We start from the raw sequence: 23,971 nt of genomic DNA, 5'->3' as shown, positions 1-23,971 counted from the left end.
TCAGCTCCCGCGGTAGGTCGAGTAGGCGAAGGGGGACAACAGCAACGGGACGTGGTGGTGCCGCTGCGGGTCGGTCACCGTGAAGGCCACGGTGACCTCGGGGTAGAAGGACGACCATGCGGCCGTCGCGAAGGTCAGGGTGTGGACGCCCGCGCCGGGCCCGGCGAGGCGGCCGCGACCGTCGGCGTCGGTGGTGATGCGGTCCCGCTCGGTCCCGCCGGTCCGCAGCACGACGGTCATGCCCGCGGCCGGGGTGCCGGTGGTCGCGTCGAGGACGTGGGTGGACAGGCTCATCGCAGCGCCCGCCCGAGCCGCAGCCGGTTGATCGCAGCGAGCTCGCCGAGGGCCACGAGCCGCTCCTCGGCGGGGTCGTTCCCCAGCCGGGACCGGAGCGTGGCCAGCAGGTCCTCGGCGCTTCGGCCCTGGGCGCACACCAGGTAGACGTGGCCGAACCGCTCCTCGTACGCCCGGTTGCCCGTGGCCAGGGCCTCGAGGACCGCGGCCGAGGCACCCGCGACCCCCGCCTGCTCGCGGCGGGCCGTCCCCTCGGCGGCCCGGTCGCCGATGCGGGGGTGACCCGCCAGGGCGTCGTCGAGATCGGCACCGGTCAGCGCCGCGTCCGCGGCGGCCTGCAGCTTCTCGAGGGAGCCGTACGGCCGACCGGCGGCGACCTCGCGCGCCCACCGCGGGGCCGTGCAGACCTCCCGCAACGCGGCCTCGGCGTCCGGGGCGGGCAGCGCGTCGAACCGGGCGACCCGGGCGTCGGCGGGGCTCATCGGGCCGCCGACCCGAACGAGCCCGCTCGGGCCGTCGCGATCGGGTTGGCCTCGGCGACGAGGTCCTCGAAGCGCCGGTTGGCCACCTTGGCGATCTCGATCAGGGCCGCCGCATGCTCCTGTGCGGGCGCGTTGCCGAGCCGTCGCCTGCCCTCCGCCAGGATCGCCGCCCGCTCGGGGTGGTCGCGCACGCACACGATCAGCGGGATGCCGAACCGCTCCCGGTAGGCCGCGGCGAGCGCCGCGAACTCGTCCCGGTCGTCGTCGGCCAGCCGGGTCAGGCCCGCCGAGGACTGGTCGGTCGCGGAGTCGTCGTCGAGCAGGTCGCCGCCGAGGTCCGGGTAGGCCGCCATCAGCGCCCGCTGCTCCTCGCGGGGCGCGGCGAACAGCGCCTCCTGGAACGCGGTGCGCAGCGCGCCGGTGTCCGCGAACGGCCTGCGGTCGTAGGCCCGCCCGACGACGTCCGTCGGTCCCTGGAACAGCCGTCCGAACGCCGCGACGAACTCCTCCCGGCTCATCCGGTTGATCGCGCCGAGCCTCAGGGTCGGCGTACCGGGCGCCCCGGAGATCGCCGGGCCGCGGCCGAGGTGGTGGAACACGACGTTGAGCACGATCGCGGTGATGCTGCCGAGCGTGATGCCGGAGCCGAAGACGATCTGCGCCCACCCCGGCAGCGCCTTCGCGACGTCCGGCTGCGCGGTCACGAACATCGCCAGCCCCACGCTCGTCCCCACGATCACGACGTTGCGGTGGTCGTGGAAGTCCACCCGCGCCAGCGTCTGGAACCCGACGACGGCGACGGTCGCGAACATCGCCAGAGCGGCCCCGCCGAGCACCGGGTGCGGGATGCTCGCGACGACCGCACCCGCCTTGGGGACCATCCCGATGAGGATCATGAAGACGCCCGCCGCCGCGACGACGTACCGGCTCTTCACCCTGGTCAGCCGCACGAGCCCGACGTTCTCCGCGAAGCACGTGTAGGGGAACGAGTTGAGGACGCCGCCGATGGTGGTGGCCAGCCCGTCGGCCCGCAGCGCCCGCGCCACGTCCTCCCTGCCGACCCGCTTGTCCACGATCTCGCCGGTCGCGAACACGTCCCCGGTCGTCTCCACCGCGGTGATCAGCATGACGACGATCATCGAGACGATCGCGGCGCCCGCGAACTTCGGCCAGCCGAAGTGGAAGGGGGTGGTCACGCCGAACCACGAGGACTCCCCCACCGACGCGAACGAGACGTCCCCGAGGATCCAGGCCACCGCCGTGCCCAGGACCAGGCCGATCAGCACGGCGACGGTGGCGGCGAACCCGCGGAACACGCGCTGGATCAGGACGATCACGGCCAGCGTGCCGAGGGCGTAGGCCAGGAAGCGGCCGTTGGCCGGGTCCGGGTTCGAGCCGCCGCCCACGGCGTCCAGCGCGGCGACGGGCAGCAGCGCCAACCCGATGATCGTGATGACCGTGCCGGTGACGACCGGCGGGAAGAAGCGGATGAGCCTGCTGAACCACGGGGCGATCAGGAAGGTGAACAGCCCGGCCACGATCACCGCGCCGTAGATCACCAGCAGCCCGTCGGTGCCGCCGCCCGCGGCCATCCCGATCGCGATCATGGGGCTGACCGCGGTGAACGTGACGCCCTGCAGCAGCGGCAGCCGCACGCCGACCTTCCAGAACCCGACGGACTGGATGATCGAGGCGATGCCGCAGGTGAAGAGGTCGGCGTTGATCAGGTGGATGAGCTCGCGCTCGGACAGGCCGATCGCACCGGCCAGCAGGATGGGCACGATCACCGCGCCCGCGTAGAAGGCCAGCACGTGTTGGATGCCGTAGACGGCCAGCCTGCCCGCGGGCAGGACCTCGTCGACGGGATGGGGTCGACGTCCGGCCGCCGGTTTCCGGGAGAGAGCGCGCACGAGCACCTCGCTGTGTCGTTGCCGTGGGTATTCGGGGGGTGAGCCGCCTCATACGGTGACCCGGGCCCCGCGCCCCGGGCAGGCACGGCGCGCACGAAGGTGGTCGGGCGGACCGGGCGGGAGTTTGTGCGATCCCACAGCCGGCTCGCCGCCCGAGCGCTTCGTCCCGATCACGTCGTGTGTGAAGGCGACGACACGGTTTCCGGAATGCTGCAACCTGAGTCACGTCACGGCGACCGCCTTATCGCTTAGGTTAGCCTTAGCGACGGTCGTCACCAAGGGGGGCGGACCCGTCACAACACGGTGGGTCGGTTGCGCTGCGGAGAGGGAGTGTGGATGTCTCAGTTCGGGCCTGCGTACCCCACCCGGATCGAGTTCCACGACTTCCTGGAGTGGGTCGCGCGGCGGTTCGCCGACGTCGTCGACGGCACCGCGGTGACCGCGGTGAACCCGGTCCCGGGCTCCCCCGACGTGCTGGACGTGGTGACCGCGCTCGGGACGCTGCGCACCCGCAACGTCGTGCTGGCGACCGGGCTCACCCCGAACCTGCCCGACGGCCTGGTCCCGGGTGAGCGGATCGGGCACAGCCGCGACCTGCTGGACCGCCTCGACCGGGTCGCCGACCCGCGCCGGGCACCCCTGACCAGGTCAAGCAGATGATCCTCGGCTACCACGCCAACACCGACTACGCCGTCGTGGACCCCGAGCTGATCGAGTCGCTGTACCGGCGGCACTACCACGAGAGGGTCAGCGGGCGGGAGCGGCTGCGGTTCCTCAACGTCAGCCGGGTGGCGGACGTCGTCCCCACCGACGACCACGTGGAGCTCGCGGTCGAGTCGCTGCTGCACGGCGAGCGGGAGGTGCTCAGCGCCGACCTCGTCATCTACGCCACGGGCTATCGCCCTTCGGATCCCCGCGACCTGGTGGGCGGCCTCGCCGCGGACAGGGCGGGACGACGCGGGGCGGCTCGTCATCGACCGGGACTACCGGGTCGTCACCGATCCCGGCCTGCGGGCGGGCATCCACCTGCAGGGACCGACCGAGCACACGCACGGGCTGTCGTCGACCCTGCTGTCCAACATCGCCGTGCGCAGCGGCGAGATCGTCCGATCGATCGCGGCGCCCGCGGTCGCCCCCGTCTGACCCGCCCCGAGAAAGGCGAGACACGCATGTCCAGCAACCCGTGGGCCACCTCGGCCGCGAAGGGCGCCGTCCCGGAGATCGTCTCGAATGCGGGTGAGATCAGCCTCGAGAAGGTGGCGGCGCTGAAGCCCGACCTGATCCTCGCGCTCCACGAGGGCCGGTGAGGGCCTGCACGCGTCTTGGGAGTGGCCCGCCGCGGTGTGTGAACGTCCTGAGCGGGTCGGTCCGGGCCTTCCGCGGCCGGGTCGGCCTGGCCACACTGTTCCTCTGCGGGCACCAGGTCGGCGAGGCCCTGGTCCCCGTACTGGTCGGCGTCGTGATCGACGCCGCCGTCGGAGTGGGCGACCCCCTGGCGCTGCTCGGATGGCTGGCCGTGCTCGGGCTGGACTTCGCCTTCCTGTCGACCGGCTACCGACTCGGTGCGCGGCAGGCCTGGATCGGCGACGTGCGCGCCGACCAGCGGCTGCGGCTGCTGCTGACCCGACGCCTGCTGGACCCCGCGGGCGGCGCCGAGGCCGGACGGCTGCCGGGCGGGTTGGCGACCATCGCCACGTCGGACACCAAGCGGGTCGGGCTGATGAACTTCGCGCTCCCGCTCGGGCTGGCCGCCGTCTCCGCGCTCGCGGTGTCGGCGGTGGCGCTGCTGCGCCTCTCGGTGCCGCTCGGGCTGCTCATCCTGCTCGGCGCTCCCCCGGTCCTGTTCCTGATCCATCTCTTCGGGCGCCCGCTGGAGCGGCGCAGCGACGCCGAGCAGGAGCGATCGGCGCAGGCCGCGGGCACGGCCGCGGACCTGGTGTCCGGGATCCGGGTGCTCAAGGGGCTGCGCGCGGAGCCCGCCGCGATCCGCCGCTACACCCTGGCCAGCGAGGACTCGCTGGCCGCCACCCTGCGGGCGACCGGGAGCCAGGCCTGGTTCTCCGGCACCGTGCTGGTCGTCAACGGCACCTTCCTCGCCGTGATCGCGCTGGTCGGCGGCCGGTTGGCGGCCGGGGGCGACATCAGCGTGGGGCAGCTGGTCGCCGCGGTCGGGCTCGCGCAGTTCCTCGTCGGCCCGCTGCAGACCCTGGGCTGGGTGAACGAGCGCCTCGCCCAGGCCAGGGCCTCGGCCGGGCGGATCGCCGCGGTGCTCGGTGCGGCCCCCGCGGTCCGCGCGGGGACCGCGCCGCTGCCGGCGACGATCCACGGCGCGGTGGAGGTCCGCGGCCTGCTGAACGGGCTGGACCTCGCCGTCCGGCCCGGTGAGCTGGTCGGGGTGGCCGCGGCCGATCCCGCGGACGCGGTGGCGCTGCTGCGCGCGCTGGCACGGGAGGCGGACGTCGAGCGGGGGACGGTGGAGCTCGACGGCGTCGGGCTCGCCGCCTACCCGCCGGACCTGGCCCGCTCGGCCGTCCTCGTCGCGGCCCACGACGCGGAGCTGTTCGCCGGGAGGCTCCGCGACGCGGTCTCCCCCGCGGGCGATCCCGGTCCCGCCCTCGCCGCGGCACGCGCCGACCAGGTCGTCGACTCGCTGCCCGCGGGGCTCGACACCGTCGTCGCCGAGCAGGGCCGGTCGCTGTCCGGGGGGCAGCGGCAGCGGATCGCGCTGGCCCGGGCGCTGGCCGCCGATCCCCCGGTTCTCGTCCTGCACGACCCGACGACCGCGGTGGACACCGTGACCGAGACCGAGATCGCCGCCGGGCTGCGCACGCTGCGGCACGGCCGGACCACGATCGTACTGACCACCAGCCCCGCCCTCCTGGCCGCCGCCGATCGCGTCGTCCTGGTCGACGACGGCCGGGCCACGGCCGAGGGCGTCCACCGCGACCTCCTGCGCGGGGACGCCCGGTACCGGGAGGTCGTGCTCGGATGACCGGCCACGTGGAGGACGACGGTCCCGACCCGGGCGGCGGCCGGGCCCTGCTCCCCGTCGCGACGCCGGCCCGCGTCCGCGAGGTCGTCGACGCACTCCTGCGTCCGCACCGCGCCCGGGCCGCGCTCGCGGTGGCCGCGCTCGCGGGCGGTGCGGCCGTCGGTCTGCTCACCGCTCCGCTGCTCGGCCGGATCATCGACCTCGTCGCGGACGGCGCCGCACCGGACGCCGCGACCGCACCCGCCGCGATCCTGGTCGCCGTCGCCGTGGCCCAGGGCCTGCTCGCCGTACTGGGCGTGGCGCAGACCGCGCGGGTCGGGGAGGTCGTGCTGGCGCGGCTGCGCGAACGGCTCGTCGCGCGGACGCTCGGCCTGCCGCTGGAGCGGATCGAGGCCGCGGGGGCAGGCGACATCGGCTCGAGGGTGACCGAGGACGTCGCCCGGGTCGGCGAGGCCGTGCGCGAGGGGGTCCCGGCGCTGGCCCGGTACGGGCTGGTCATCGTGCTGACCTTCGTCGGGCTGGCGGTCCTGGACTGGCGGTTCCTGCTCGCGGCGCTGGTCGCGGTGCCGATCCAGGTCCTCACCGCGCGGTGGTTTCTGCGCCGCGCCACCCCGGTGTTCGCCGAGCAGCGGATCGCAGGCGGCGCCCAGCAGCAACAGCTGCTCGACACCGCGGGCGGGCTCGCGACCGTCCGCGCGTTCCGGCTCGCCGAGCGGCACACCGAGCTCGTCCGGGACCGTTCGCAGCGGGTCGTCGATCTCGCGATGCGGGTCGTCCGGCTGCAGAACGGCTTCTTCGGACGGCTCAACCTCGCCGAGTACCTGGGCCTCGCGGCGGTGCTGGCCACCGGGTTCCTGCTGGTCCGCGCCGGGGCGGTGTCCCTCGGCACGGCCAGTGCCGCCGCGCTCTACTTCATCGCCCTCTTCGGCCCGCTCAACGAGGTGCTGTTCCTGCTGCAGACGGTGCAGTCGGCAGGCGCCGGGCTGGCCCGGATCGTCGGCGCCGCCGACCTGCCCGCTCGGGAGCCCGGGAGCGTCGCGCGCGGCACCGGCCCGGCCACCGTCCGCGCCGACGGGCTCGCCTTCGGCTACCCGGACGGCCCGCCGGTGCTGTCCGGGATCGACCTGGACATCGCCGCCGGAACCCGGCTCGCCGTCGTCGGCGCGAGTGGGGCGGGGAAGACGACCTTGGCGAAGCTCGTCGCCGGGGTCCACCAGCCCGATGACGGGACCGTCGACCCCGAGCCCGAGGCCGTGGTGCTGGTGACCCAGGAGGTGCACGTCTTCGCGGGCACCCTGGCGGACGACCTCCGACTCGCCGCGCCGGACGCCGACGGGCCCGCCCTGCGAGCCGCGCTGGCGCAGGTCGGTGCCCTGGACTGGGCGGAGGCACTCCCCGAGGGGCTGCAGACCGTCGTCGGGGACGGCGGGCACGCCCTCACCGCGGTGCAGGCCCAACAGCTCGCCCTCGCCAGGCTGGTCCTGGCCGACCCGCCGGTCGCCGTCCTCGACGAGGCCACCGCCGAGGCGGGCAGCGCGGGCGCCCGCACCCTGGAGGCCGCCGCCCGCCGGGCCCTCGCCGGGCGCACCGGGCTGATCGTGGCCCACCGGCTCAGCCAGGCCGCCGATGCCGACCGCATCCTGCTGCTCGACGGCGGCAAGGTCGTCGAGCAGGGCACCCACACCGAGCTGGTGGCGGCCGACGGCCCGTACGCCCGGCTCTGGACGGCGTGGTCGGACGGGCGCTGAGCCGGGCGCCGAGACGGGCGCCGAGGCGCGGCGCCGCCGTCAGCGGCGCGCCTTCGCGGCCCGCACCGCCTCGTCGTGGAAGCCGCGGGCGATCGGCTCCAGGGCCTCGAAGGCGCCGGTCGGTGTGCCCGGCAGCGCCCGACCCGCGTCCCGGACCCGGCCGAGGATCGCCGCGGCCGCGGTGTCGGCATCGGCGGTCAACCGGGGCAGGTCGACGCCGGTGAGCACGCCGTCCCGCTTGACCACGCGGCCGTCGACGAGGACGGTGCGGACGTCCGCGGCCGTGGCCTGGAAGACGAGCGTGGCGTAGGGGTCGATCCGCGGGTGCTGCTCCACCGCACCGCCGCCGACGAGCTGGAGATCGGCCCGCTTGCCCGGGGTCAGCGACCCGATCCGGTCGCCCAGCCCGAGCGCGTCGGCCGCGTTGACGGTGGACCAGGCCATCGCCTCCTTCGCCGTGGTGGTGACCGCCTCGGGCATCGCGCCCGCGAGGTTGACCGCGTCGGTGCCCTCCCAGCGGGTCCAGCCCAGGCCGAACCGCAGCTCGTGCCAGAGGTCGCCGGAGTTCAGCGAGATCACGTCCGCGGACAGCGTCGGGGCGAGCCCGTGTCGGCGGCAGCGCTCGAACACGGGCCGCCCCATCCCCATGTTGAGCTCGGTCTCCACCGAGATCGACACCTTGCCCCCGCTGCGGGCCAGCGCCTCCCACTCCGCGTCGTCGAGGGTGTTGCAGTGCACGTGGACCATGTCCGGGCCGAGCAGGTCGAGGGCGTCGAGCTCGCGGACGCCGCCGGTCAGCACGCTGCCCCAGACGCAGCCGGTGTGGTTCACGATCAGCGCGCGGCGCTCGCGGGCGGCGGCCAGCTCCGCGACCGTGCGGTCCCAGGGCAGCCCGAACAGCTCCGACAGGGAGACGCCGAGGGTGAGCAGGCCGTCGTCCGTCGGGAAGTAGGTGTCGGCGATCCGGTGGTAGTCGGCGAGGCGGGCGGAGTGCTCCCCGAACCGGGTGGCCTCGGGCGAGCTCTCGAAGAAGCCGTAGCAGAAGGCGGCGCGGATGCCGGTGTCCCGCAGGCCGAGGACGGCGGCGTCGCTGTGGTCGGGGGTGTTGTTGCAGTGCGAGAAGTCGAGCAGGGTCGTCACGCCGGCGTTGAGCGCGTCGAGGGCGCCGAGCCGGACGTCGTCGGCGGTGTAGGCGGGCGAGATCGCGAGCCGGATGCCGAAGTAGTAGTCCCCCAGCGTCCAGTCCCCGCAGATCCCGCGGACGAGTGACTGCCAGGTGTGCCGGTGGGTGTCGACGAGCCCGGGCAGCACGAGGTGCCCGCTCGCGTCGATCACCTCCGCGTCCGTGACCTCCAGCGACGGGGCGACGGCGACGATCGTCCCGTCCTCGACCAGGACGTCGCCGGTGGGCAGGTCGCCGAGGGCGGGATCCATCGTCAGGACGTGGCCGCCGCGGACCAGGGTGCGTGTCATGGGGCCCAGCGTGGCGACGCGGCGGGCCTCGAACATGTGCCGAGAAGGTTGCGATGGGTGCGGTGGCGGGCCGTAGCATCCCGCGCGGGACACGAGGTGGTGGGACATGGACGTCCGTTCGCTCCGATACGCGGTCACGCTCGCCGACACCCTCCACTTCGGACGGGCGGCGCAGGCGCACTACATCGCGGCGCAGCCCTTCGGCAGGCGGATCCAGGCCCTCGAACGCGAGCTCGGCACCGCGTTGTTCGCGCGGACGAGCCGCCGGGTCACGCTGACTCCGGCGGGCGAGCGCTTCCTGCCCCGGGCGCAGCGGCTCCTCGCCCAGCTGGACGCGTTGGTGGACGAGGTCGAGGGCGCCTCCGACGAGCCCGGTCTCCTGCGCGTCGGCGTGCTCGGCTTCGGGCTGGCCGATCTCTGGCCGGACGTGCGGGACCTCCTCGCCGCGCGGTGCCCCGGCCTGGCCCTGGCGCCCGTCGAGCTGGAGTGGGCCAACCAGTACGACGCCGTCCGCAGCGGTGAGGTGGACGTCGCGCTCGTGCACGACGTCGGCGATGCGGACGACCTCACCCTCGACCCGACGCTGGAGATGGACCGGGTCGCGGTCGTCCCGGCGGAGTCGGAGCTGGCGGGGGCGGACCGGCTGACCGCGGCCGACCTCGCCGGACACCGGACCGTCTCGCCCGTCGGCGGCCCGCCCGGGCTCGACGACTGGGGGGCGGGCTCGGGGCGGCGCGGCGGCATCGGGGTCCGCTCGCCCTCGGGTGTCGCGGCGGCCGTCGCCACGAGCGGCTGGCTCGGTCTGCACGCCGAGCCCGCGCAGCGGTTCTTCCCGCACCCGGGCGTCCGGTACGTCCCGATGGAGGGCGCGCGTGCCCGGGTCTCGGTCGCGACCCGGCCCACGGACCGGCGCGGGCCCGTGGCGGCGTTCCGCGCGGCCGCCCGCGCGGCGGCCGATCACAACCGATCGGGCACATGATCGACGAGGCGTCCGGAGCCAGGATGGGGACGTCCGACTCGCGCGTCCGAGGTGGGGGACTCGCGTGTCGGGGACGGGGGACTCGCAGGCCTGCCGGACGCCGAGAGGAGCACGATGCGCTGGAGTACGTACGCCGAGGCGGACGGGACCGTACGAGCCGCGGTCTGGGAGGGTGACCGGCTCCATCCCGCGGACGGCGCGCTCGTCGACCTGCTCGGTGACCTGCCCGCCGCCGCGGACCGGGCGCTCGCGCGGCCGGGTGTCGACCCGGCCGCGGTCACGCTGCTGCCGCCGGTCCCGCGGCCGCCGTCGATCCGGGACTTCATGGCCTTCGAGGAGCACGTGGTCACGGCGAGCGCGGCGATCGGCCTGACGGTCGACCCGCTCTGGTACAGCAGGCCGGTCTTCTACTTCACCAACCCCGCGGCCCTGCGCGGCGCCCACGACCCGGTGCCGGTCTCGCCGGGCAGCGCGGCGTTCGACTACGAGCTGGAGGTGGCCGCGGTGATCGGGCGCGAGGGCGCCGACCTGACGCCCGAGGAGGCCGCCGAGCACATCGCCGGGTACACGCTGTTCTGCGACTGGAGCGCCCGCGACCTGCAGGGCGAGGAGATGAAGCTGAACCTCGGGCCCGCCAAGGGGAAGGACTCCGCGTCGAGCTGCGGGCCGTGGATGCTCACGCCGGACGAGCTGCCCGCGGCCGCCGCCATGACGGCCTCGGTCAACGGCACGCCGTACAGCGCGGGCAGGCTCGACGCGCTGTACTGGAGCTTCGCCGAGATGATCGCCTACGCCTCGCGAGGCACCCGGGTGGTACCGGGCGACCTGATCGGCAGCGGCACGGTCGGGACCGGCTGCATCCTCGAGCTGTCCCGCGTGCACGGCGCGGCGGCGTACCCGTACCTCGTACCCGGCGACCGGGTCCGGCTGGAGGTCGAGGGACTCGGGGCGATCGACGCCCCGGTCGTCCCCGGCGCCCTCGTCCACCCACTTCGGAAGGAGCTCGCGTGAGCAGCCACACCCACGACATCACCGTCCCCGGTCCGCCCCGGCTGGAGGAGGTCTCCGACGGGATCCACGCCTACGTCCAGCCGGACGGCACCTGGTGGATCAACAACACCGGGTTCGCGGTGGGCCCGCAGGGCGTGGTCGCGGTCGACTCCTGCTCCACCGAGCGGCGCACCCGCGCCTTCGTCGACGCCATCCGTTCGGTGACCGCCGCTCCCGTCCGGACGCTGGTCAACACCCATCACCACGGCGACCACACCTGGGGCAACGCCCTGTTCGACACCGCGACGATCGTCGCGCACGAGCGGGCCCGCGCCGAGATGATCGCCTTCGGGCCGCCGCGTGAGCTGCCGTTCTGGGAGAACCCGGAATGGGGGTCGCTCCCGCTGGAGCCGCCGTTCCTGACCTTCACCGAGGGCGTCACGCTCCACGTCGGGGACCTGCGGGCCGAGGTCCGGCACGTCGGGACGCCCGCGCACACCACCAACGACTCGCTCGTCTGGTTCCCCGAGCGGTCCACGGTGTTCGCGGGCGACCTGATCTTCAACGGCGGCACCCCGTTCCTGCTCATGGGCTCGGTCGCCGGCGCGGTGGACGTCCTGGAGAACGTGCTCGCGCCGCTCGGCGCGACCACCACGATCCCCGGCCACGGCCCCGTCTTCCACGACCGCGCCCCACTGGACGCCACCCTGGACTACCTGCGCTTCGTCCTGGACCTGGCCGGGCGCGGCCGGGAGGCGGGTGTCACCCCGCTGCAGGCCGCACGGGACACCGACCTCGGCCGGTTCCGGGACTGGCCGGACGCGGAGCGGATCGTCGGCAACCTGCACCGCGCCTACGCCGAGCTGGACGGGCTCCCGCGCGGCGGGGCGATCGACGTCATGGCGGCGCTCACCGACATGGTGACCTACCACGGCGGCAGGCCGCTGACCTGCCTGGCCTGAACGCGGACCGTCGGCGGCGACATTCTCACCGTGAGACATGTCTTCCGGTGACCGGTAGACGTGGCTACCTTCCCGACATGGACACCACCGTGGCACGCAGGTCGGAGTCGGGCCTGCCTGTGGGACGGGGCCTGCGGGCGCGGCTGCTGGTCGCGGGGCCCGCGTTCGTGGCCGCCATCGCCTACATCGACCCTGGCAACTTCGCGACCAACTTCGCGGCCGGCTCGCAGTACGGCTACCTGCTGCTCTGGGTGATCGTGGCGGCGAACCTGCTGGCCATGCTCGTCCAGAACCTGTCCGCGAAGCTGGGTCTGGCCACCGGCCTCAACCTCGCCGAGCTCTGCCGCGAACGCTTCCGCACCCCGGTCCGGTGGGGCATGTGGGCACAGGCGGAGGTCGTCGCGGTCGCGACCGACCTCGCCGAGGTCATCGGCGGGGCCGTCGCCCTGTCCCTGCTGTTCGGCATCCCGCTGTTCACCGGCGGTGTCATCACGGGGGTGGTCGCCTTCGGGCTGCTGGCGTTGCAGGCCCGCGGGCACCGCCCCTTCGAACGGGCGATCACGCTGTTGTTCGTCGTCATCCTCGTGGCCCTGTTCTCCACCGTCTGGCAGGTCGACGTGTCCGTCGGCGGTGCCGTGGCCGGGCTCGTCCCCCGCTTCGCAGGCACCGACACGGTGCTGCTCGCCACCGGGATCCTCGGCGCGACCGTCATGCCGCATGTGATCTACCTGCACTCCGCGCTCACCCAACGGCGGATCACGGCGGCGACCCCGGAGGAGCGCCGGTTCGTCCTGCGGACCACGCGGGTGGACGTCCTCGCGGGCATGGGCACCGCCGGGATCGTCAACGCCTCGATGCTGCTCATCGCCGCCGCCGTCTTCGCGGGTTCGGCGCTGCCGGACACCGACACCCTCGACGGCGTCCACGCCGGGCTCGGCGTCGCGGTCGGCCAGGGCGCCGCGATCGCCTTCGGCGTGGCGCTGCTCGCCTCCGGGCTGGCCTCCTCCGGTGTCGGGACCTATGCAGGCCAGGTCGTCATGCAGGGCTTCATCCACCGCCGCATCCCGATCCTGCTGCGCCGCGTCCTCACCCTCGCCCCCGCCCTGGTGGTGCTCGGCCTGGGCGTCGACCCCACCGGCGCCCTCGTGCTGTCCCAGGTCGTGCTCTCCTTCGGCATCCCGTTCGCGCTGATCCCGCTGGTGATGTTCACGAGCAACCGGTCGATCATGGGCCCGCTGGTGAACCGGCGGCCCACCACGGCGGCGGCGGTGGTCGTGGCCGCGTTGATCATCGGGCTCAACGCGTTCCTCGTCGCCGAGGTCCTGTTCGGCGGCTGAGCATCCGCGCGTCGGGCCGAGGGGTCCGGCCGCGCGGCACCCGCAGGGGTGGGTGCCGCGCGGCCGGTCGGTCAGGCGCGAGCGGGCGAGACGGCCACCGGCTCGCGGTGCGCCTCGTGGTGGTTCGCGTTCCTGGGGACGGCGAGGACCTCCCGGGTGCGGGCGTCCACGTCGGCGTCGGACAGCACCCCGTTCTCCGCCAGCACCGACTCCAGGGCGGTCAGCCAGTGCTCGTAGTAGCTCCACGGCTCACCCGCGCCGCCCGCCTCCCACTGCCGGATCGCCTGGATCAGCGAGAGCTGGAACTCGCTCCACTCGTACTTGCCGTTGTGGTAGGCCGCGACGGCCATCGCGAAGGCGCGCAGCTCCCACGGCTCGGCGAACATCCGCTCGTCCACCCCGCCCCCGGGCAGGTCGCAGACCAGGGCCTCCACCCGCCTGCGCGCGTCCCCCAGCTCGGTTGCGTCGGTGCGGATCACGGCGTCCCCACCGGCCCGACGCCGATCATCGAGTCCCGGGTGACCAGCGCGGCGAGCTCGAACGCGCCGAGGTCCTCGGTGCCGGCGGGGCGCTGCGGGAGCACCCAGTAGCGCAGCTCGGAGCTGGAGTCCCAGACCCGGACCTCGACGTCGTCGGGGATGGGGAAGCCGAAGTCCTCGGCGAGCACCTTCCGCGGCTCGCGCACGATCCGCGCCCGGTAGGCGGGAGCCTTGTACCAGTTCGGCGGTAGGCCGAGCACCGGCCAGGGATAGCACGAGCACAGCGTGCAGACGATGGCGTTGTGCACCGTGTCGGTGTTCTCCACGACCACCATCTCCTCGCCCTGCAGGCCCCCGATCCCCAGCTCGGCGCAGGCGGCGGAGGCGTCGGCGAGGAGCCGCTCCTTGAACTCGGGATCGGTCCACGCACGCGCGACGACCTGCGCGCCGAGCTGGGGGCCGACCTCGTTCTCGTAGATCTCGGCGAGGCGGTCGACGGCCTCGGTCGTCATGATCCCCTTCTCGATCAGCATCGACTCGAGGGCCTTGACGCGCGCGGTGATCTCCTCCTGGGTGCGGAGGCGGGTGTCGGTGGGTGAGTTCGTCGGGGAGGTCATGGTCAGCTCCTGTCGCCGGACGCGGGGGTGAGGTAGGGCTCCCACACGTCGAAGTAGACGGTGTTGTTGGGCTCGGCGGTCTCCGGTCCCCACAGCTCCCGGGCCGTGAAACGGACGGTGTAGAGGTGCTCCGGTGCCTCGGGTCCGTCGTTGCCCGCGCTGTCGGGGTAGATCGCCCCGCCGTGGGCGCCGGTGATCTCACCGGTGCGGCCTCGCACGTAGCGGGCCCGTCGGGTGTGCCCGTACGGGCTGTCGGCGATGACGGTCACCCGGTCGCCGACTGCGAACCGCGCGACCTTGTCCGTCGGGCGGTGCGCGGGTGCGCCGCTCTTGACGACCGCGTCGACGAAGGCGAGCAGCTCGGGATCCTCGCGCTGGGGCATCGGCGCGTCGGGGTTCTCGAGGTAGTACCGGGTGCGCTCCTCCAGCTCCTCGAGGTCGATGACGCCCTTCTGCGCGCCGCGGTCCTCGACGACGTGCACCCAGTGCTCGTAGTAGTTCGACAGCAGGTACTCCGCCGCGTCCATCTTCTCGATGCTGTGCCGGAAGGCGTCAACGCCGAAGAACCCGGCGCGGAAGCAGTTGGAGAACATGGCGAACGCGGCCTTCTCCCACTCCGCGCGGAAGACCGGCTCGTTCTCGACGGTCTCGACCCTGCCCATGCCGTCCGTGCCGCCGAGGTCGAAGACACCGTTCATGCGGAGACTCCCGTCGTCCGTCGCGGGGCGGGGAAACCGCCCCTTGCCTGTTCGTAGGTGTGCGCGACACGCAGCACGGTCGCGTCGGCGAAGTGCCGTCCGATGATCATCAGCCCCGCGGGCAGCCCGTCCACCAGCTCGGTGGGCACGCTGCACGCCGGGTGGCCCGAGATGTCGAACGGGGCGGTGTTGGCGATCATCGACAGGGCCGTGTCCAGGTAGGTGCCCAGATCGGCGTCGGCGGGCGGGATCTCCCGCGCGGTGTAGGGCAGGGTCGGCATCACGAGCACGTCGTAGTCGGTGAGTGCGGCGTCGAAGGCCGCGCGCACCTCGGGCACCAGGTTCTGCGCCATCGCGTAGTACGCGCCGCCGCCCACGGCGAAGGTGTGGCGGCCGGACATCGCGACGAGCTTCACGGTCTTGGACAGCTCGGCGCCGCGCTCGGCGCGCCCGCGCCGGTAGTGGGTGATGAGCTCGGGGTCGTAGAGCCCGTGCCAGTTCATCCCGTAGGCGTTGCCGTCCACCATCTGGTAGGCCGCGCCCTCGGTCGCGATCACGTTCCAGACGTGCATCGCGTCCAGATGCCACGGGATCGACACCTCGCCGACGGTGAGCCCCGCCTCGCGCAGGACCTCGACCGCGGCCCGCACGGCGGCGTCCACGGCCGGGTCGGAGTTCGGATGGCCGAACCCTTCGGCGACGACGCCGACGCGCAGGCCCGCCGCCGACTCCGCGAGGGCCCCCAGGTGGTCGACCGGGTCGATCGCGGTGGGCTGGCGCGGGTCGTGCCCGTCCGGACCGGCGAGGATGTCGAGCATCAGCGCGGCGTCGGCGACCGTGCGGGTGATCGGCCCGAGGTGGTCGATCGTGGTCTCGATCGGAAAGGCGCCGGTGTAGGGCACCAGGCCGAAGGTCGGCTTGTGCCCGACGGTCCCGCAGAACGAGCTCGGGATGCGCACGGACCCGCCCTGGTCACCGCCGAGGGCCAGGTCGACCTCCCCGGTCGCGACCAGGACCGCACTGCCGGACGACGAGCCGCCCGCGTTGCGCGCCGGGTCCCAGGGGTTGCGGACCGGGGCGGGCTTGGAGGTGAAGCTGGCGCCGGAGAAGCAGAGGTCCTCGCAGACCGCCTTGCCCGCGACCACCGCGCCCGCGCCCAGGAGGCGCTGCACCACGGTCGCGTCCCGGGTCGGGACGAAGCCCTCGACCGTGGCGGAGCCGTTGGTCATCGGGACGCCCGCGACCGAGACGTTGTCCTTGATCGCGACCGTGCGCCCGGCCAGCGGACCGTCGGCGGTCTCGCGGATGTCGGTGGTCACGTACCAGGCGTTCAGCGGGTGCTCACCCACCTGCCAGTCCCGGACCGGGGCGGTCGGGGCGGTGCGGCGGTAGAGCTCCTCCACGGCGTCGGAGGACGCGAAGGTGGCCGTGACGGCGGGGGCGAACTCCTCGAGCTCGACACTCGTGAGACCCAGGTCGGCGCCGAGTTCGGCGAGCCGCGCGGGATCGGGTGGGGGGACAGCCACTGATGGCCTCCTGTACTCCGAAGGTGTCGGCGAACCTACGGGCACCCCTTCGATATGTCAATGGGTCGCGACACATCGACATTCATGACGACGAGGTGACCACGCGGAGCTCGGTCCCGACCGCCTCCGCCACGTGGATCCGCTGGCCGACGACCCCGTCGCCGTCGAGCGTGACAGTTCCGCGGGGCAGCTCGAAGCGGGCGTCGTGCATGGCGCGGGCCACGGCGCGCGGCTCGTCGCCGCCTGCCCGGACCGCGGCGGCGAACCACATCCGGACGCTCTCGAACACCGACTCGCTCAGTGTGGACAGCGGCGGGGCCCACCTCCCGAAGCGCTCCCGATAGCGACCGAGCAGGGCGGCGTTGCCCTCGGTCTCCAGGGACTCGACGTAGCCGGACACGGAGTGCAGGCCCGCGGTGGCCTCGGGGCCGATCCGGGCCAGCGTGGACTCGTCCATCGCGGGCGCGAGGGTGAGGCAACGGTGGTGCAGGCCCTGCTCGTGACAGTGCCGCTGGAAGCCCGCGGCGTCCGCGCCGACGAAGGTCGAGAGCACGACGTCCGCCCCGGACCGCTCGACGGCCTCGACGACGGCGGCGAAGTCCGTCGTCCCCAACGGCGCGAGCCGCTCCCCCACGAGCCTGCCGCCCAGCCGCGGCACGATCTCGCGGGCCACGGAGTGGGTGGCGCGGGGCCAGCAGTAGTCGTTGCCCGCCAGGAACCACCGGCGCCCCCCGGCGGCGCGCATCATCGGCCCGACGGCCGCGGTGAGCTGGTCCTCCGGGCGCTCGCCGAGCTGGACGCGCAGTCCGCTCTCGATCCCGCCCTCGTTCATCAGGGTCTGGACGAGCAGGACGTCCGAGTCCGCCATCGCCTCGGACACGGCGACGAAGGTGGCCGACGTGGTCGCCACGAGGATCGTGCGACAGCCCGCGGCGGCCAGCCTGCGCGCCTCCCGGGCGCCGGTCGCCGGATCGGTCGCGTCGTCCCCGACCAGGAGCTCGACCGGGCGGCCGAGCAGCCCGCCGTCGGCGTTGATCTCCTCCAGCGCCAGCGTGGCCATGTTGTCCGAGGCCGCGGCGAACAGGTTGCCCGGCCCGGACTTGGAGGTCAGCAGCCCGAGGGCGGTGTTCTCGCCCCGGGCGCGGCGCAGGACGTGTCCGCGGCGGCGCAGCAGCCACTCGAAGCCCTGCTGGTCCAGCTCGGCCTGCAGGCGCACCCGGGTGCCCGTGCCGTGCGCGGCGAAGCGCAGCACCGTCCGGCCGCGCCACGGCTGGTCGTGCACGATCTCGATCAGCCGCCCGGGCCGCACCGCGCCGATCCGGCCGAGGATCTCGACGGGGACACCACCCGCGTCGAGCGGGGCCCGCAGCGCCACCGCGGCACCCGGCGCCACCCGGTCACACAGTGCGTCGAACACCCAGCCGGCACCGGCACCGGCACCGAACAGCCCGAAGACCACGTGCGGCGGCGCGGACACCTCCTCCTGTGCGGTCAACGTGACGACGGACATCGAGCCCCCGTGGGTCCGGTCGTGCCGGGCGAGAAGAGAGGGAGTCTGCCAAGGGTCGCGGGTCGGGGGAAGCCGGGTCTCAGGCCGGGCGCTCCTGCGCCTGCTCGTAGGGGACCGCCCCGTCGACGGACTGCAGGCCGGCGCGGAAGACCTGGTGGAGCAGGGTCAGCACGTCTCGCGCCGGGCCGGAGGAGTCGATCGAGTAGTAGCGGAAGCGCCCGTCGCGGCGCTCGCTGACCAGGCCCGCGACCCGCAGCACCTTGAGGTGCGTCGAGACCGCGGTGCGGCCGACGCTGGTGATGCGCTCCGCGATCGCCCCCGCGCTGCACTCGTCCTCGGCCGCGAGGACGCCCAGGATCTCGCGGCGGACGGGGTCGGCCAGGGCATCGAACGCCATGTTCGAGTCCACGACCCACCTCCCAGATCTGTCATCCACCGTTGACATGGGACAACGATAGCGGACGTACCCGCCGTTTGTACCTGAACATGTCAGCCGCTCTTGACGGGGTTTCGCCGATGCCGCACTGTCCCCTGCGTGACTCGGACCCGCCGCTTCGATCGCACCGACCGCCTGCACATCCTGGCCATGTCCGGGTTCGTCGCGCTGCTGACCGCGGGTGGCTTCCTCGTCCTCGTCACGGTCGTGGCCCCGGCGCAGCTCACCCTCGGCGGCGGCGCGACGTTCGGGATCGGGCTCGGCGTCACGGCCTACCTGCTCGGGGTCCGGCACGCCTTCGACGCCGACCACATCGCCGCGATCGACAACACCACGCGCAAGCTGGTCAGCGAGGGCAGGCGCGCCCGCGGCACCGGGTTCTGGTTCTCCCTGGGCCACTCGTCGGTGGTGTTCGTCCTGTCCCTGCTGCTCGCGTTCGGTGTCCGGTCGCTGGCCGGGGATCTGGGGGACGACTCGTCCTCGGTCAAGGAGACCCTCGGCGTCGTCGGGACGCTGGTCGGCGGTGGCTTCCTCGTCCTGATCGGCCTGTTGAACCTGCAGGCCATGGTCGGCATCGGGCGCGTGTTCTCTCGGATGCGCACCGAGGAGCTCGACGAGGAGACCCTGGAGAGACACCTCAGCTCCCGCGGGCTCCTGGCCCGGCTGCTGAACCGCGCGATGCGCGCGGTGAGCAAGCCGTGGCACCTGTACATCGTGGGCTTCGTGTTCGGCATCGGGTTCGACACGGCCACCGAGGTCACCCTGCTCGTCCTCGCAGGCGGCGCCGCCGCGGCCCAGCTGCCCTGGTACGCGATCCTGGTCATCCCGGTCCTGTTCGCCGCGGGCATGAGCCTGTTCGACACCGCCGACGGCGTGTTCATGTCCGCCGCGTACCAGTGGGCGTTCATCTCGCCCGTGCGGAAGGTCTTCTACAACCTCACCGTGACGGCCCTGAGCGTCGTCGTCGCGCTGGTCATCGGGCTGATCGAGCTGCTCCAGCTCCTCGCCGACGAGCTCGACGTCACCACCGGCCCGCTCGCCGAGATCACCTCCGTGGACCTGGAGACGGTGGGGTACGTGATCGTCGGGCTGTTCGTGGTGACGTGGCTCGGGGCCCTCGCCGTGTGGCGCTTCGGCCGGATCGAGGAGCGGTGGGCGCCCGTGGACCGCGCGACGCCGTAGCGGGCCGCGCCGGCCCGTACGCTCCCGGTCATGGCACGGCTTCTCCTGGTGGAGGACGACGACACGATCGGCCACGCGCTCTCGACCAGCCTGGCGGCCCACGGCCACGAGATCAGCTGGCAGCCCACCGGCCGCGGTGCCCTCGCCGAGGCCGCCCGCGGCCCGCTCGACCTGGTCCTGCTCGACCTCGGACTCCCCGACCTCGACGGGGTCGCCGTCTGCCGCGAGCTGCGCACCACCCAGCCGGACGCCGTGGTGGTCATGCTCACCGCCCGCGACGAGGAGATGGACGTGATCATCGGGCTCGAGGCGGGGGCGGACGACTACCTCACCAAGCCCGTCCGCCTCGCCGAGCTGCACGCCCGCATCCGGGCCCACCTCCGGCGCGGCACGACCGCGGGGTCCCCGGACAGCGACGGGCCGGTCGCGCTCGGGGAGCTGACCCTCGACACCGCCAGCCGCCGGGTCAGCGTCGCAGGTGCCGAGGTCGCCCTGCGGGCCAAGGAGTACGAGCTGCTCGTCCGCCTCGCGGCCGAGCCCGGCGTCGCCGTCAGCCGGGAGACCCTCATGTCCGAGGTGTGGGACGAGCACTGGTTCGGTTCCACCAAGACCCTCGACGTCCACATCGCCGCCCTGCGCCGCAGGCTCGCCGAGGCCGGTGACCCGGCGGGCCTGCCGGTCATCGTCACCCTGCGCGGGCACGGCTACCGGCTGGACCCGCCCTCCCAGGTGTGTCCTACGGTCGAGCGCTGACCCTCCCTCCCGGCGCGGGTGTCCACAGTCGCCCACCCGGCGGGCGGCCCTCCGACGACAACCCTCCTGCTCCCGACGATGCCGGACCGGCGAACCGCCAGGGAGCCTCGCCGTAGTACAGGAAGGTGCGGTCGCCGGTGGTCCGGGCCCAGTGCCGGAGCCGGTCGGTGATCAGCTCGTCCTCGGCCCGCAGCCGGGAGGTGAGCTCGCGCTCGGACATCGGGGTCGCCTCAGGGACGGGTGCCGAAGGCGGGGCGGCCCAGCTGCTCGGGCAGGACGCGGGAGGCGTCGCGCACCCACTCGCAGAGCACGGCCCGGCTCTCTCGGGGGTCGATCAGGTCCTGGACGCCGAACCGCTCGACGGTCCGGAAAGGGGACGCCAGCGCCTCCAGCTGGGCTTCGATCCGGGCGATCTCCGCCGACCGGTCCGGGGCGGTGTCCAGCTGGGCCCGGAAGGCGGCCTCGACCCCGCCCTTGGCGGGTAGCGAGCCCCAGGTGGCCGACGGCCAGGCCCAGGTCCGGTTCGGCCGGTGCCGGTTGACGATCCCGGCTCCGCCGACCCCGAACACCCGGCGGACGATGATCTCGGCCTGCGGCACGCGGGCCTGGTAGACGGCCGCGATCGCCCGCACGCCGAAGCGGATGGTCGCCCGGCGCTCCGCCCCGAGGCCGATCGAGGCGCCACCCTGGTCGGTGAGGCTGACCACCGGGAGGTGGAAGGGTCTCGCAGAGGTCGACGAGCCGGGTGATCGCCTGCGCACCCTCGGCCGAGATCGTCACGCCGCGGGTCGGGTCCGTGGCGACCACGCCGACGGGGTGGCCGTCCAGGCGGGCCAGCGCGGTGACCGTCGCGCCGCCGTACTCGGCGTAGCGGAGGACCGAGCCCCGGTCGAAGACCCCGGCGAGCAGGTCGTCGGTGGAGTAGGGCTCGCGGGGGTTGCGCGGCACGACCCGCAGCATCCCCTCGTCCGCCCGGTCCGCCGGGTCCTCCGTCGGCACGACCGGAGGGAGCTCGAACACGCTCGACGGCAGGTACGACAGGAAGGCGCGGATCACCCCGAAGGCCTCCTCCTCGCTGCGCACGACCCGCTCGACCAGCCCGTTCCCGCGGTGCACCTCGGCCCCGCCGAGCTGCTCCTTCGTGAGGTCCTCGCCGGAGCTGCCCTTGACGACCGGTGGCCCCGCCGTGAACACCTGCCCGATGCCCTCGACCATCAGGGCCAGGTGGGACATCGCGAGCCGCGCCGCGCCGAGCCCGACCGTCGGGCCGAGGCAGGCGGACACGACGGGGACCAGCGACAGGTTCTCGACGACGGCGTCCCATCCCGGGTTGACCGGCAGATAGTGATAACCGTTGCGCTGCGCGGTGACCACGCTGCCGCCGCCGCTCGCGCCGTCCAGCAGCCGGACGACCGGCAGCCGCATCGCGCCCGCGTACTCCTCGGTGAACACCTGCTTCTGCCAGATCGCGGCGTCCCCGGAGCTGCCGCGGATGGTGAAGTCGTCCGCCCCGACGACGGCGCGGCGACCGTCGATCCGGGCCGTCCCGGACACGAAGTTGACCGGGAGCATCGTGGTCAGCTCGTGGTCGTCGGAGTAGGTGGCGAAGCCGGTGAGCGGGGCGATCTCGGCGAAGCTGCCCTTGTCCGCCAGCGCGTCGATCCGCTCGCGGACGGTCAGCCTGCCGGTCCCGTGCTGGCGGGCGACCTTCTCGGGCCCGCCCATCTCGCGGCCGAGGGCCCGGCGGCGGTGGACCTCCTCGGCCTCGCGCTCCCAGCCCTCGACGACGGTGATCTCCGGGGCGGCCTCCTCGCCGTCCACGGCCGAGGGCTCCAGGACGAGCAGCGGCGTGCCCTCCTCGACGATCCCTCCGACCTCGGCCAGCAGCTCCCCCACGGTCCCCGCGGTCTCGGCCCGGACCGCGAACTCCATCTTCATCGCCTCGATGACCAGCAGTGTCGCGCCACGTCGGACCCGGTCGCCGGGTCCGACGGCGAACTCCACCACCACCCCGTCCATCGGGGCGGTGACCCCGTCGGCGGGCACGGCCGCGGCCCGGGGGGCCGCACTCGTCGTCGGCACCCGGGCGGGCAGGTCGGACGCCCGCAGCTCGGCCAGGTGGGCGGCCACGAACCCGGTGTCGGACGGGCCGCCGGTGAAGTCCGGATGCGTCAGCACCGCGCGCAGGAACGGGATCGTGGTCGCGAGGCCCTCGATCCGGAACTCGGCCAGGGCGGCGTCCGCGCGGCGGGCGGCCTCGGCGAAGGTGGCGCCGCGGGTGATGACCTTGGCCAGCAGCGAGTCGAACCGCGGGCTCGTCCGCAGACCCGCGTAACCGTAGGTGTCCACCCGCACGTGGGGGCCCGCGGGCGGGTCGAACGCGGTGAGCAGGCCCGCGCGCGGGCGCGGCGCCCCGTCCGCCGCCGGCACCTCGGTGTTGACCCGGGCCTGGATCGCGAACCCGCGAGGCTCGGGCCGGACGTCGAGGCCCGCGCCCTGCGCGAGCCGGATCTGGGTCTCGACGAGATCGACGCCGGTCACCTCCTCGGTCACCGTGTGCTCGACCTGCAGGCGGGGGTTGAGCTCGAGGAACCACACGTCGGCGCCGTCGACCAGGAACTCGACGGTGCCGAGGCTCTCGTAGCCGACGTGCTCACCGATCCGGACCGCCGACTCGTGGAGCCGGTCGCGGACCGCGGGATCGAGGAACGGGGCGGGGGCGATCTCGATCAGCTTCTGGTGTCGGCGCTGGACGGAGCAGTCGCGCTCGCCGAGCTGGCGGACCCGCGTGCCGTCCCCGACGATCTGCACCTCGATGTGCCGGGCCGCGCCGACCAGCTTCTCGACGTAGAGCTCTCCGGACCCGAACGCGTGCTCGGCCTCGGACCGGCACCGGGCGTAGGCCTCCGGCAGCTCCGCGGGGTCGGTCACCTCCCGCATCCCGCGGCCGCCCCCGCCTGCGAGCGCCTTGAGCATCACCGCGCCGTGCTCGGCGAGGAAGGTCGCGGCCTCCCCGAGCGAGGTCGGACCCGCCGTGCCGGGCAGCACGGGCACAGCGGCCGCGCGGGCCGTGGCCCGGGCACGCACCTTGTCCCCGAACAGGTCCAGCAGCTCCGGGCGGGGTCCGACGAAGGTCAGGCCGCGGTCGGCGCACAGCCGGGCGAAGTCGGCGTTCTCGCTCAGGAAGCCGTAGCCGGGATGCACGAACCGCGCCCCCGCCGCGGTCGCGACCGCGACCACCGCCTCCTGGTCCAGGTAGCCCGGGATCTCGTGCGCCTCGTCGGCGAGGGTGACGTGCGGGGCGGTGGCGTCGTCGAGGGCGAACACGGCGACCGTGCGCAGCCCGAGCTCGCGAGCGGCCCGGACGAGCCGGACGGCGATCTCGCCCCGGTTGGCGACGAGCAGGGTCACGAGACCTCCAGGGAGCGCATCAGCTGGGTGACGAGCCGGTCCGGGGTCAGCGAGCCGTCCGGGCGGTACCAGACCGCCGGGCCGAAGCGCACCCTCCCGGTCGTCTGCGACCTCTCGGTTCATACCGATGCGTAGGACGAAGGGCAACCGAGGACGAGCACACCGCGCCCGAGGCGACCGTGGGCACGGACG

22 protein-coding genes and 1 pseudogene are annotated in these 23,971 nt (G+C 73.8%); 10 read left to right on the top strand and 13 right to left on the bottom strand.

The features are described from left to right. The 3 genes from ABD993_RS19510 to uraD (ABD993_RS19500) are packed head-to-tail and all read right to left on the bottom strand — an operon-like array spanning position 1 to position 2,686. A complete protein-coding gene (locus tag ABD993_RS19510) occupies positions 1-294 on the bottom strand; it encodes a hydroxyisourate hydrolase (RefSeq protein ID WP_345420224.1) in 294 nt (97 codons plus the stop codon). Continuing rightward, on the bottom strand, positions 291-776 hold the full coding sequence (uraD, locus tag ABD993_RS19505; protein WP_345420221.1) for a 2-oxo-4-hydroxy-4-carboxy-5-ureidoimidazoline decarboxylase: 486 nt from the start codon (positions 774-776) through the stop codon (positions 291-293). The genes ABD993_RS19510 and uraD (ABD993_RS19505) overlap by 4 nt, the downstream gene beginning before the upstream one ends. Further along, positions 773-2,686, bottom strand: coding sequence for a 2-oxo-4-hydroxy-4-carboxy-5-ureidoimidazoline decarboxylase (gene uraD, locus ABD993_RS19500; RefSeq protein WP_345420218.1), 1,914 nt, complete (start codon positions 2,684-2,686; stop codon positions 773-775). The genes uraD (ABD993_RS19505) and uraD (ABD993_RS19500) overlap by 4 nt, the downstream gene beginning before the upstream one ends. Positions 2,687-3,022: 336 nt before the next feature. Here uraD (ABD993_RS19500) and ABD993_RS19495 point away from each other — a divergent pair, with 336 nt between their 5' ends. Genes ABD993_RS19495 through ABD993_RS19480 form a run of 4 tightly spaced genes read left to right on the top strand, consistent with a single transcriptional unit; the run spans position 3,023 to position 7,426 of the window. After that, positions 3,023-3,346 (top strand): SidA/IucD/PvdA family monooxygenase, encoded by a 324-nt coding sequence (locus ABD993_RS19495; RefSeq protein ID WP_345420215.1) that lies wholly within the window; start codon positions 3,023-3,025, stop codon positions 3,344-3,346. Then, on the top strand, positions 3,343-3,993 hold the full coding sequence (locus tag ABD993_RS19490) for a SidA/IucD/PvdA family monooxygenase (RefSeq protein WP_345420212.1): 651 nt from the start codon (positions 3,343-3,345) through the stop codon (positions 3,991-3,993). The genes ABD993_RS19495 and ABD993_RS19490 overlap by 4 nt, the downstream gene beginning before the upstream one ends. 38 nt (positions 3,994-4,031) lie before the next feature. Continuing rightward, on the top strand, positions 4,032-5,678 hold the full coding sequence (locus ABD993_RS19485) for an ABC transporter ATP-binding protein (protein WP_345420209.1): 1,647 nt from the start codon (positions 4,032-4,034) through the stop codon (positions 5,676-5,678). Continuing rightward, entirely contained in the window at positions 5,675-7,426 is a 1,752-nt protein-coding gene (locus ABD993_RS19480) for an ABC transporter ATP-binding protein (protein WP_345420206.1), read from the top strand. Before ABD993_RS19485 ends, ABD993_RS19480 begins: the two co-directional genes overlap by 4 nt. Before the next feature lie 39 nt (positions 7,427-7,465). Here ABD993_RS19480 and ABD993_RS19475 read toward each other — a convergent pair whose 3' ends face one another. Next, positions 7,466-8,899 (bottom strand): amidohydrolase family protein, encoded by a 1,434-nt coding sequence (locus ABD993_RS19475; protein ID WP_345420203.1) that lies wholly within the window; start codon positions 8,897-8,899, stop codon positions 7,466-7,468. A 106-nt stretch (positions 8,900-9,005) separates the two neighbouring features. On the opposite strand from ABD993_RS19475, the gene ABD993_RS19470 reads away from it, so the two are divergent. The 4 genes from ABD993_RS19470 to ABD993_RS19455 all read left to right on the top strand — a co-directional run bounded on the left by ABD993_RS19470 (position 9,006) and on the right by ABD993_RS19455 (position 13,167). Beyond that, positions 9,006-9,878 (top strand): LysR family transcriptional regulator, encoded by an 873-nt coding sequence (locus ABD993_RS19470; protein ID WP_345420200.1) that lies wholly within the window; start codon positions 9,006-9,008, stop codon positions 9,876-9,878. 114 nt (positions 9,879-9,992) lie between these two features. After that, positions 9,993-10,889, top strand: a complete 897-nt coding sequence (locus tag ABD993_RS19465) for a fumarylacetoacetate hydrolase family protein (RefSeq protein ID WP_345420197.1) — start codon at positions 9,993-9,995, stop codon at positions 10,887-10,889. Continuing rightward, the gene (locus tag ABD993_RS19460; RefSeq protein ID WP_345420194.1) at positions 10,886-11,830 is read left to right on the top strand and encodes an MBL fold metallo-hydrolase; all 945 of its coding nucleotides are present in this window, start codon (positions 10,886-10,888) and stop codon (positions 11,828-11,830) included. Before ABD993_RS19465 ends, ABD993_RS19460 begins: the two co-directional genes overlap by 4 nt. A 77-nt stretch (positions 11,831-11,907) precedes the next feature. Next, positions 11,908-13,167, top strand: a complete 1,260-nt coding sequence (locus ABD993_RS19455; RefSeq protein ID WP_345420191.1) for an Nramp family divalent metal transporter — start codon at positions 11,908-11,910, stop codon at positions 13,165-13,167. 71 nt (positions 13,168-13,238) lie between these two features. Here the strand turns inward: ABD993_RS19455 and ABD993_RS19450 are convergent, their stop codons facing one another. The 6 genes from ABD993_RS19450 to ABD993_RS19425 all read right to left on the bottom strand — a co-directional run bounded on the left by ABD993_RS19450 (position 13,239) and on the right by ABD993_RS19425 (position 18,394). Further along, complete coding sequence (locus ABD993_RS19450) at positions 13,239-13,646, bottom strand: nitrile hydratase accessory protein (RefSeq protein WP_345420188.1); 408 nt, start codon at positions 13,644-13,646, stop codon at positions 13,239-13,241. Then, positions 13,643-14,263 carry a nitrile hydratase subunit alpha gene (gene nthA / locus ABD993_RS19445; RefSeq protein ID WP_345420185.1) on the bottom strand — a complete coding sequence of 207 codons (621 nt, stop codon included), beginning with the start codon at positions 14,261-14,263 and terminating at the stop codon, positions 13,643-13,645. Before nthA ends, ABD993_RS19450 begins: the two co-directional genes overlap by 4 nt. 2 nt (positions 14,264-14,265) lie before the next feature. Then, positions 14,266-14,961: a nitrile hydratase subunit beta gene (nthB, locus tag ABD993_RS19440; protein ID WP_345420182.1), complete on the bottom strand. Its 696-nt coding sequence runs from the start codon at positions 14,959-14,961 to the stop codon at positions 14,266-14,268. Beyond that, positions 14,958-16,487, bottom strand: coding sequence for an amidase (locus tag ABD993_RS19435; protein ID WP_345420179.1), 1,530 nt, complete (start codon positions 16,485-16,487; stop codon positions 14,958-14,960). The genes nthB and ABD993_RS19435 overlap by 4 nt, the downstream gene beginning before the upstream one ends. Before the next feature lie 82 nt (positions 16,488-16,569). Beyond that, a complete protein-coding gene (locus ABD993_RS19430; RefSeq protein ID WP_345420176.1) occupies positions 16,570-17,997 on the bottom strand; it encodes a substrate-binding protein in 1,428 nt (475 codons plus the stop codon). 79 nt (positions 17,998-18,076) lie between these two features. Beyond that, positions 18,077-18,394 (bottom strand): ArsR/SmtB family transcription factor, encoded by a 318-nt coding sequence (locus ABD993_RS19425; RefSeq protein ID WP_345420174.1) that lies wholly within the window; start codon positions 18,392-18,394, stop codon positions 18,077-18,079. A gap of 138 nt (positions 18,395-18,532) precedes the next feature. Between ABD993_RS19425 and nicT the strand changes: the two genes are divergently transcribed. Together nicT and ABD993_RS19415 are read left to right on the top strand one after the other, a co-directional pair. After that, positions 18,533-19,615 (top strand): Nickel transporter NicT, encoded by a 1,083-nt coding sequence (nicT, locus tag ABD993_RS19420; RefSeq protein ID WP_486362897.1) that lies wholly within the window; start codon positions 18,533-18,535, stop codon positions 19,613-19,615. Positions 19,616-19,645: 30 nt separating this feature from the next. Then, positions 19,646-20,368, top strand: coding sequence for a response regulator transcription factor (locus ABD993_RS19415; RefSeq protein ID WP_345420171.1), 723 nt, complete (start codon positions 19,646-19,648; stop codon positions 20,366-20,368). Here ABD993_RS19415 and ABD993_RS19410 read toward each other — a convergent pair. From ABD993_RS19410 to ABD993_RS19400, 3 genes and pseudogenes are all read right to left on the bottom strand, one after another. Beyond that, a complete protein-coding gene (locus ABD993_RS19410) occupies positions 20,352-20,588 on the bottom strand; it encodes a hypothetical protein (RefSeq protein WP_345420168.1) in 237 nt (78 codons plus the stop codon). The two genes, ABD993_RS19415 and ABD993_RS19410, sit on opposite strands and share 17 nt — an antisense overlap. A gap of 10 nt (positions 20,589-20,598) precedes the next feature. Beyond that, positions 20,599-21,075: a carboxyl transferase domain-containing protein gene (locus ABD993_RS19405; protein WP_345420485.1), complete on the bottom strand. Its 477-nt coding sequence runs from the start codon at positions 21,073-21,075 to the stop codon at positions 20,599-20,601. 76 nt (positions 21,076-21,151) lie between these two features. Continuing rightward, a pseudogene (locus tag ABD993_RS19400) lies at positions 21,152-23,779 on the bottom strand (ATP-binding protein); the annotation flags it as partial. Positions 23,780-23,971 lie beyond the last annotated feature (192 nt).

The organism is Pseudonocardia xishanensis (genome assembly GCF_039541715.1).
GTDB lineage: Bacteria > Actinomycetota > Actinomycetes > Mycobacteriales > Pseudonocardiaceae > Pseudonocardia > Pseudonocardia xishanensis.
Note: the sequence above shows the minus strand (reverse complement) of the source record. Positions and strands in the feature narration are given on the sequence as shown.

What these genes read in the sequence shown, in the direction of transcription:
- ABD993_RS19495 (WP_345420215.1), top strand. Translation starts at nt 3,023, where the DNA reads ATGTCTCAGTTCGGGCCTGCGTACCCCACCCGGATCGAGTTCCACGAC.
- ABD993_RS19490 (WP_345420212.1), top strand. Translation starts at nt 3,343, where the DNA reads ATGATCCTCGGCTACCACGCCAACACCGACTACGCCGTCGTGGACCCC.
- ABD993_RS19430 (WP_345420176.1), bottom strand. Translation starts at nt 17,997, where the DNA reads ATGTCCGTCGTCACGTTGACCGCACAGGAGGAGGTGTCCGCGCCGCCG.
- ABD993_RS19415 (WP_345420171.1), top strand. Translation starts at nt 19,646, where the DNA reads ATGGCACGGCTTCTCCTGGTGGAGGACGACGACACGATCGGCCACGCG.
- nthA (WP_345420185.1), bottom strand. Translation starts at nt 14,263, where the DNA reads ATGACCTCCCCGACGAACTCACCCACCGACACCCGCCTCCGCACCCAG.
- nthB (WP_345420182.1), bottom strand. Translation starts at nt 14,961, where the DNA reads ATGAACGGTGTCTTCGACCTCGGCGGCACGGACGGCATGGGCAGGGTC.
- ABD993_RS19425 (WP_345420174.1), bottom strand. Translation starts at nt 18,394, where the DNA reads ATGGCGTTCGATGCCCTGGCCGACCCCGTCCGCCGCGAGATCCTGGGC.
- ABD993_RS19475 (WP_345420203.1), bottom strand. Translation starts at nt 8,899, where the DNA reads ATGACACGCACCCTGGTCCGCGGCGGCCACGTCCTGACGATGGATCCC.
- ABD993_RS19410 (WP_345420168.1), bottom strand. Translation starts at nt 20,588, where the DNA reads ATGTCCGAGCGCGAGCTCACCTCCCGGCTGCGGGCCGAGGACGAGCTG.
- ABD993_RS19510 (WP_345420224.1), bottom strand. Translation starts at nt 294, where the DNA reads ATGAGCCTGTCCACCCACGTCCTCGACGCGACCACCGGCACCCCGGCC.
- uraD (WP_345420221.1), bottom strand. Translation starts at nt 776, where the DNA reads ATGAGCCCCGCCGACGCCCGGGTCGCCCGGTTCGACGCGCTGCCCGCC.
- ABD993_RS19480 (WP_345420206.1), top strand. Translation starts at nt 5,675, where the DNA reads ATGACCGGCCACGTGGAGGACGACGGTCCCGACCCGGGCGGCGGCCGG.
- ABD993_RS19470 (WP_345420200.1), top strand. Translation starts at nt 9,006, where the DNA reads ATGGACGTCCGTTCGCTCCGATACGCGGTCACGCTCGCCGACACCCTC.
- ABD993_RS19455 (WP_345420191.1), top strand. Translation starts at nt 11,908, where the DNA reads ATGGACACCACCGTGGCACGCAGGTCGGAGTCGGGCCTGCCTGTGGGA.
- ABD993_RS19465 (WP_345420197.1), top strand. Translation starts at nt 9,993, where the DNA reads ATGCGCTGGAGTACGTACGCCGAGGCGGACGGGACCGTACGAGCCGCG.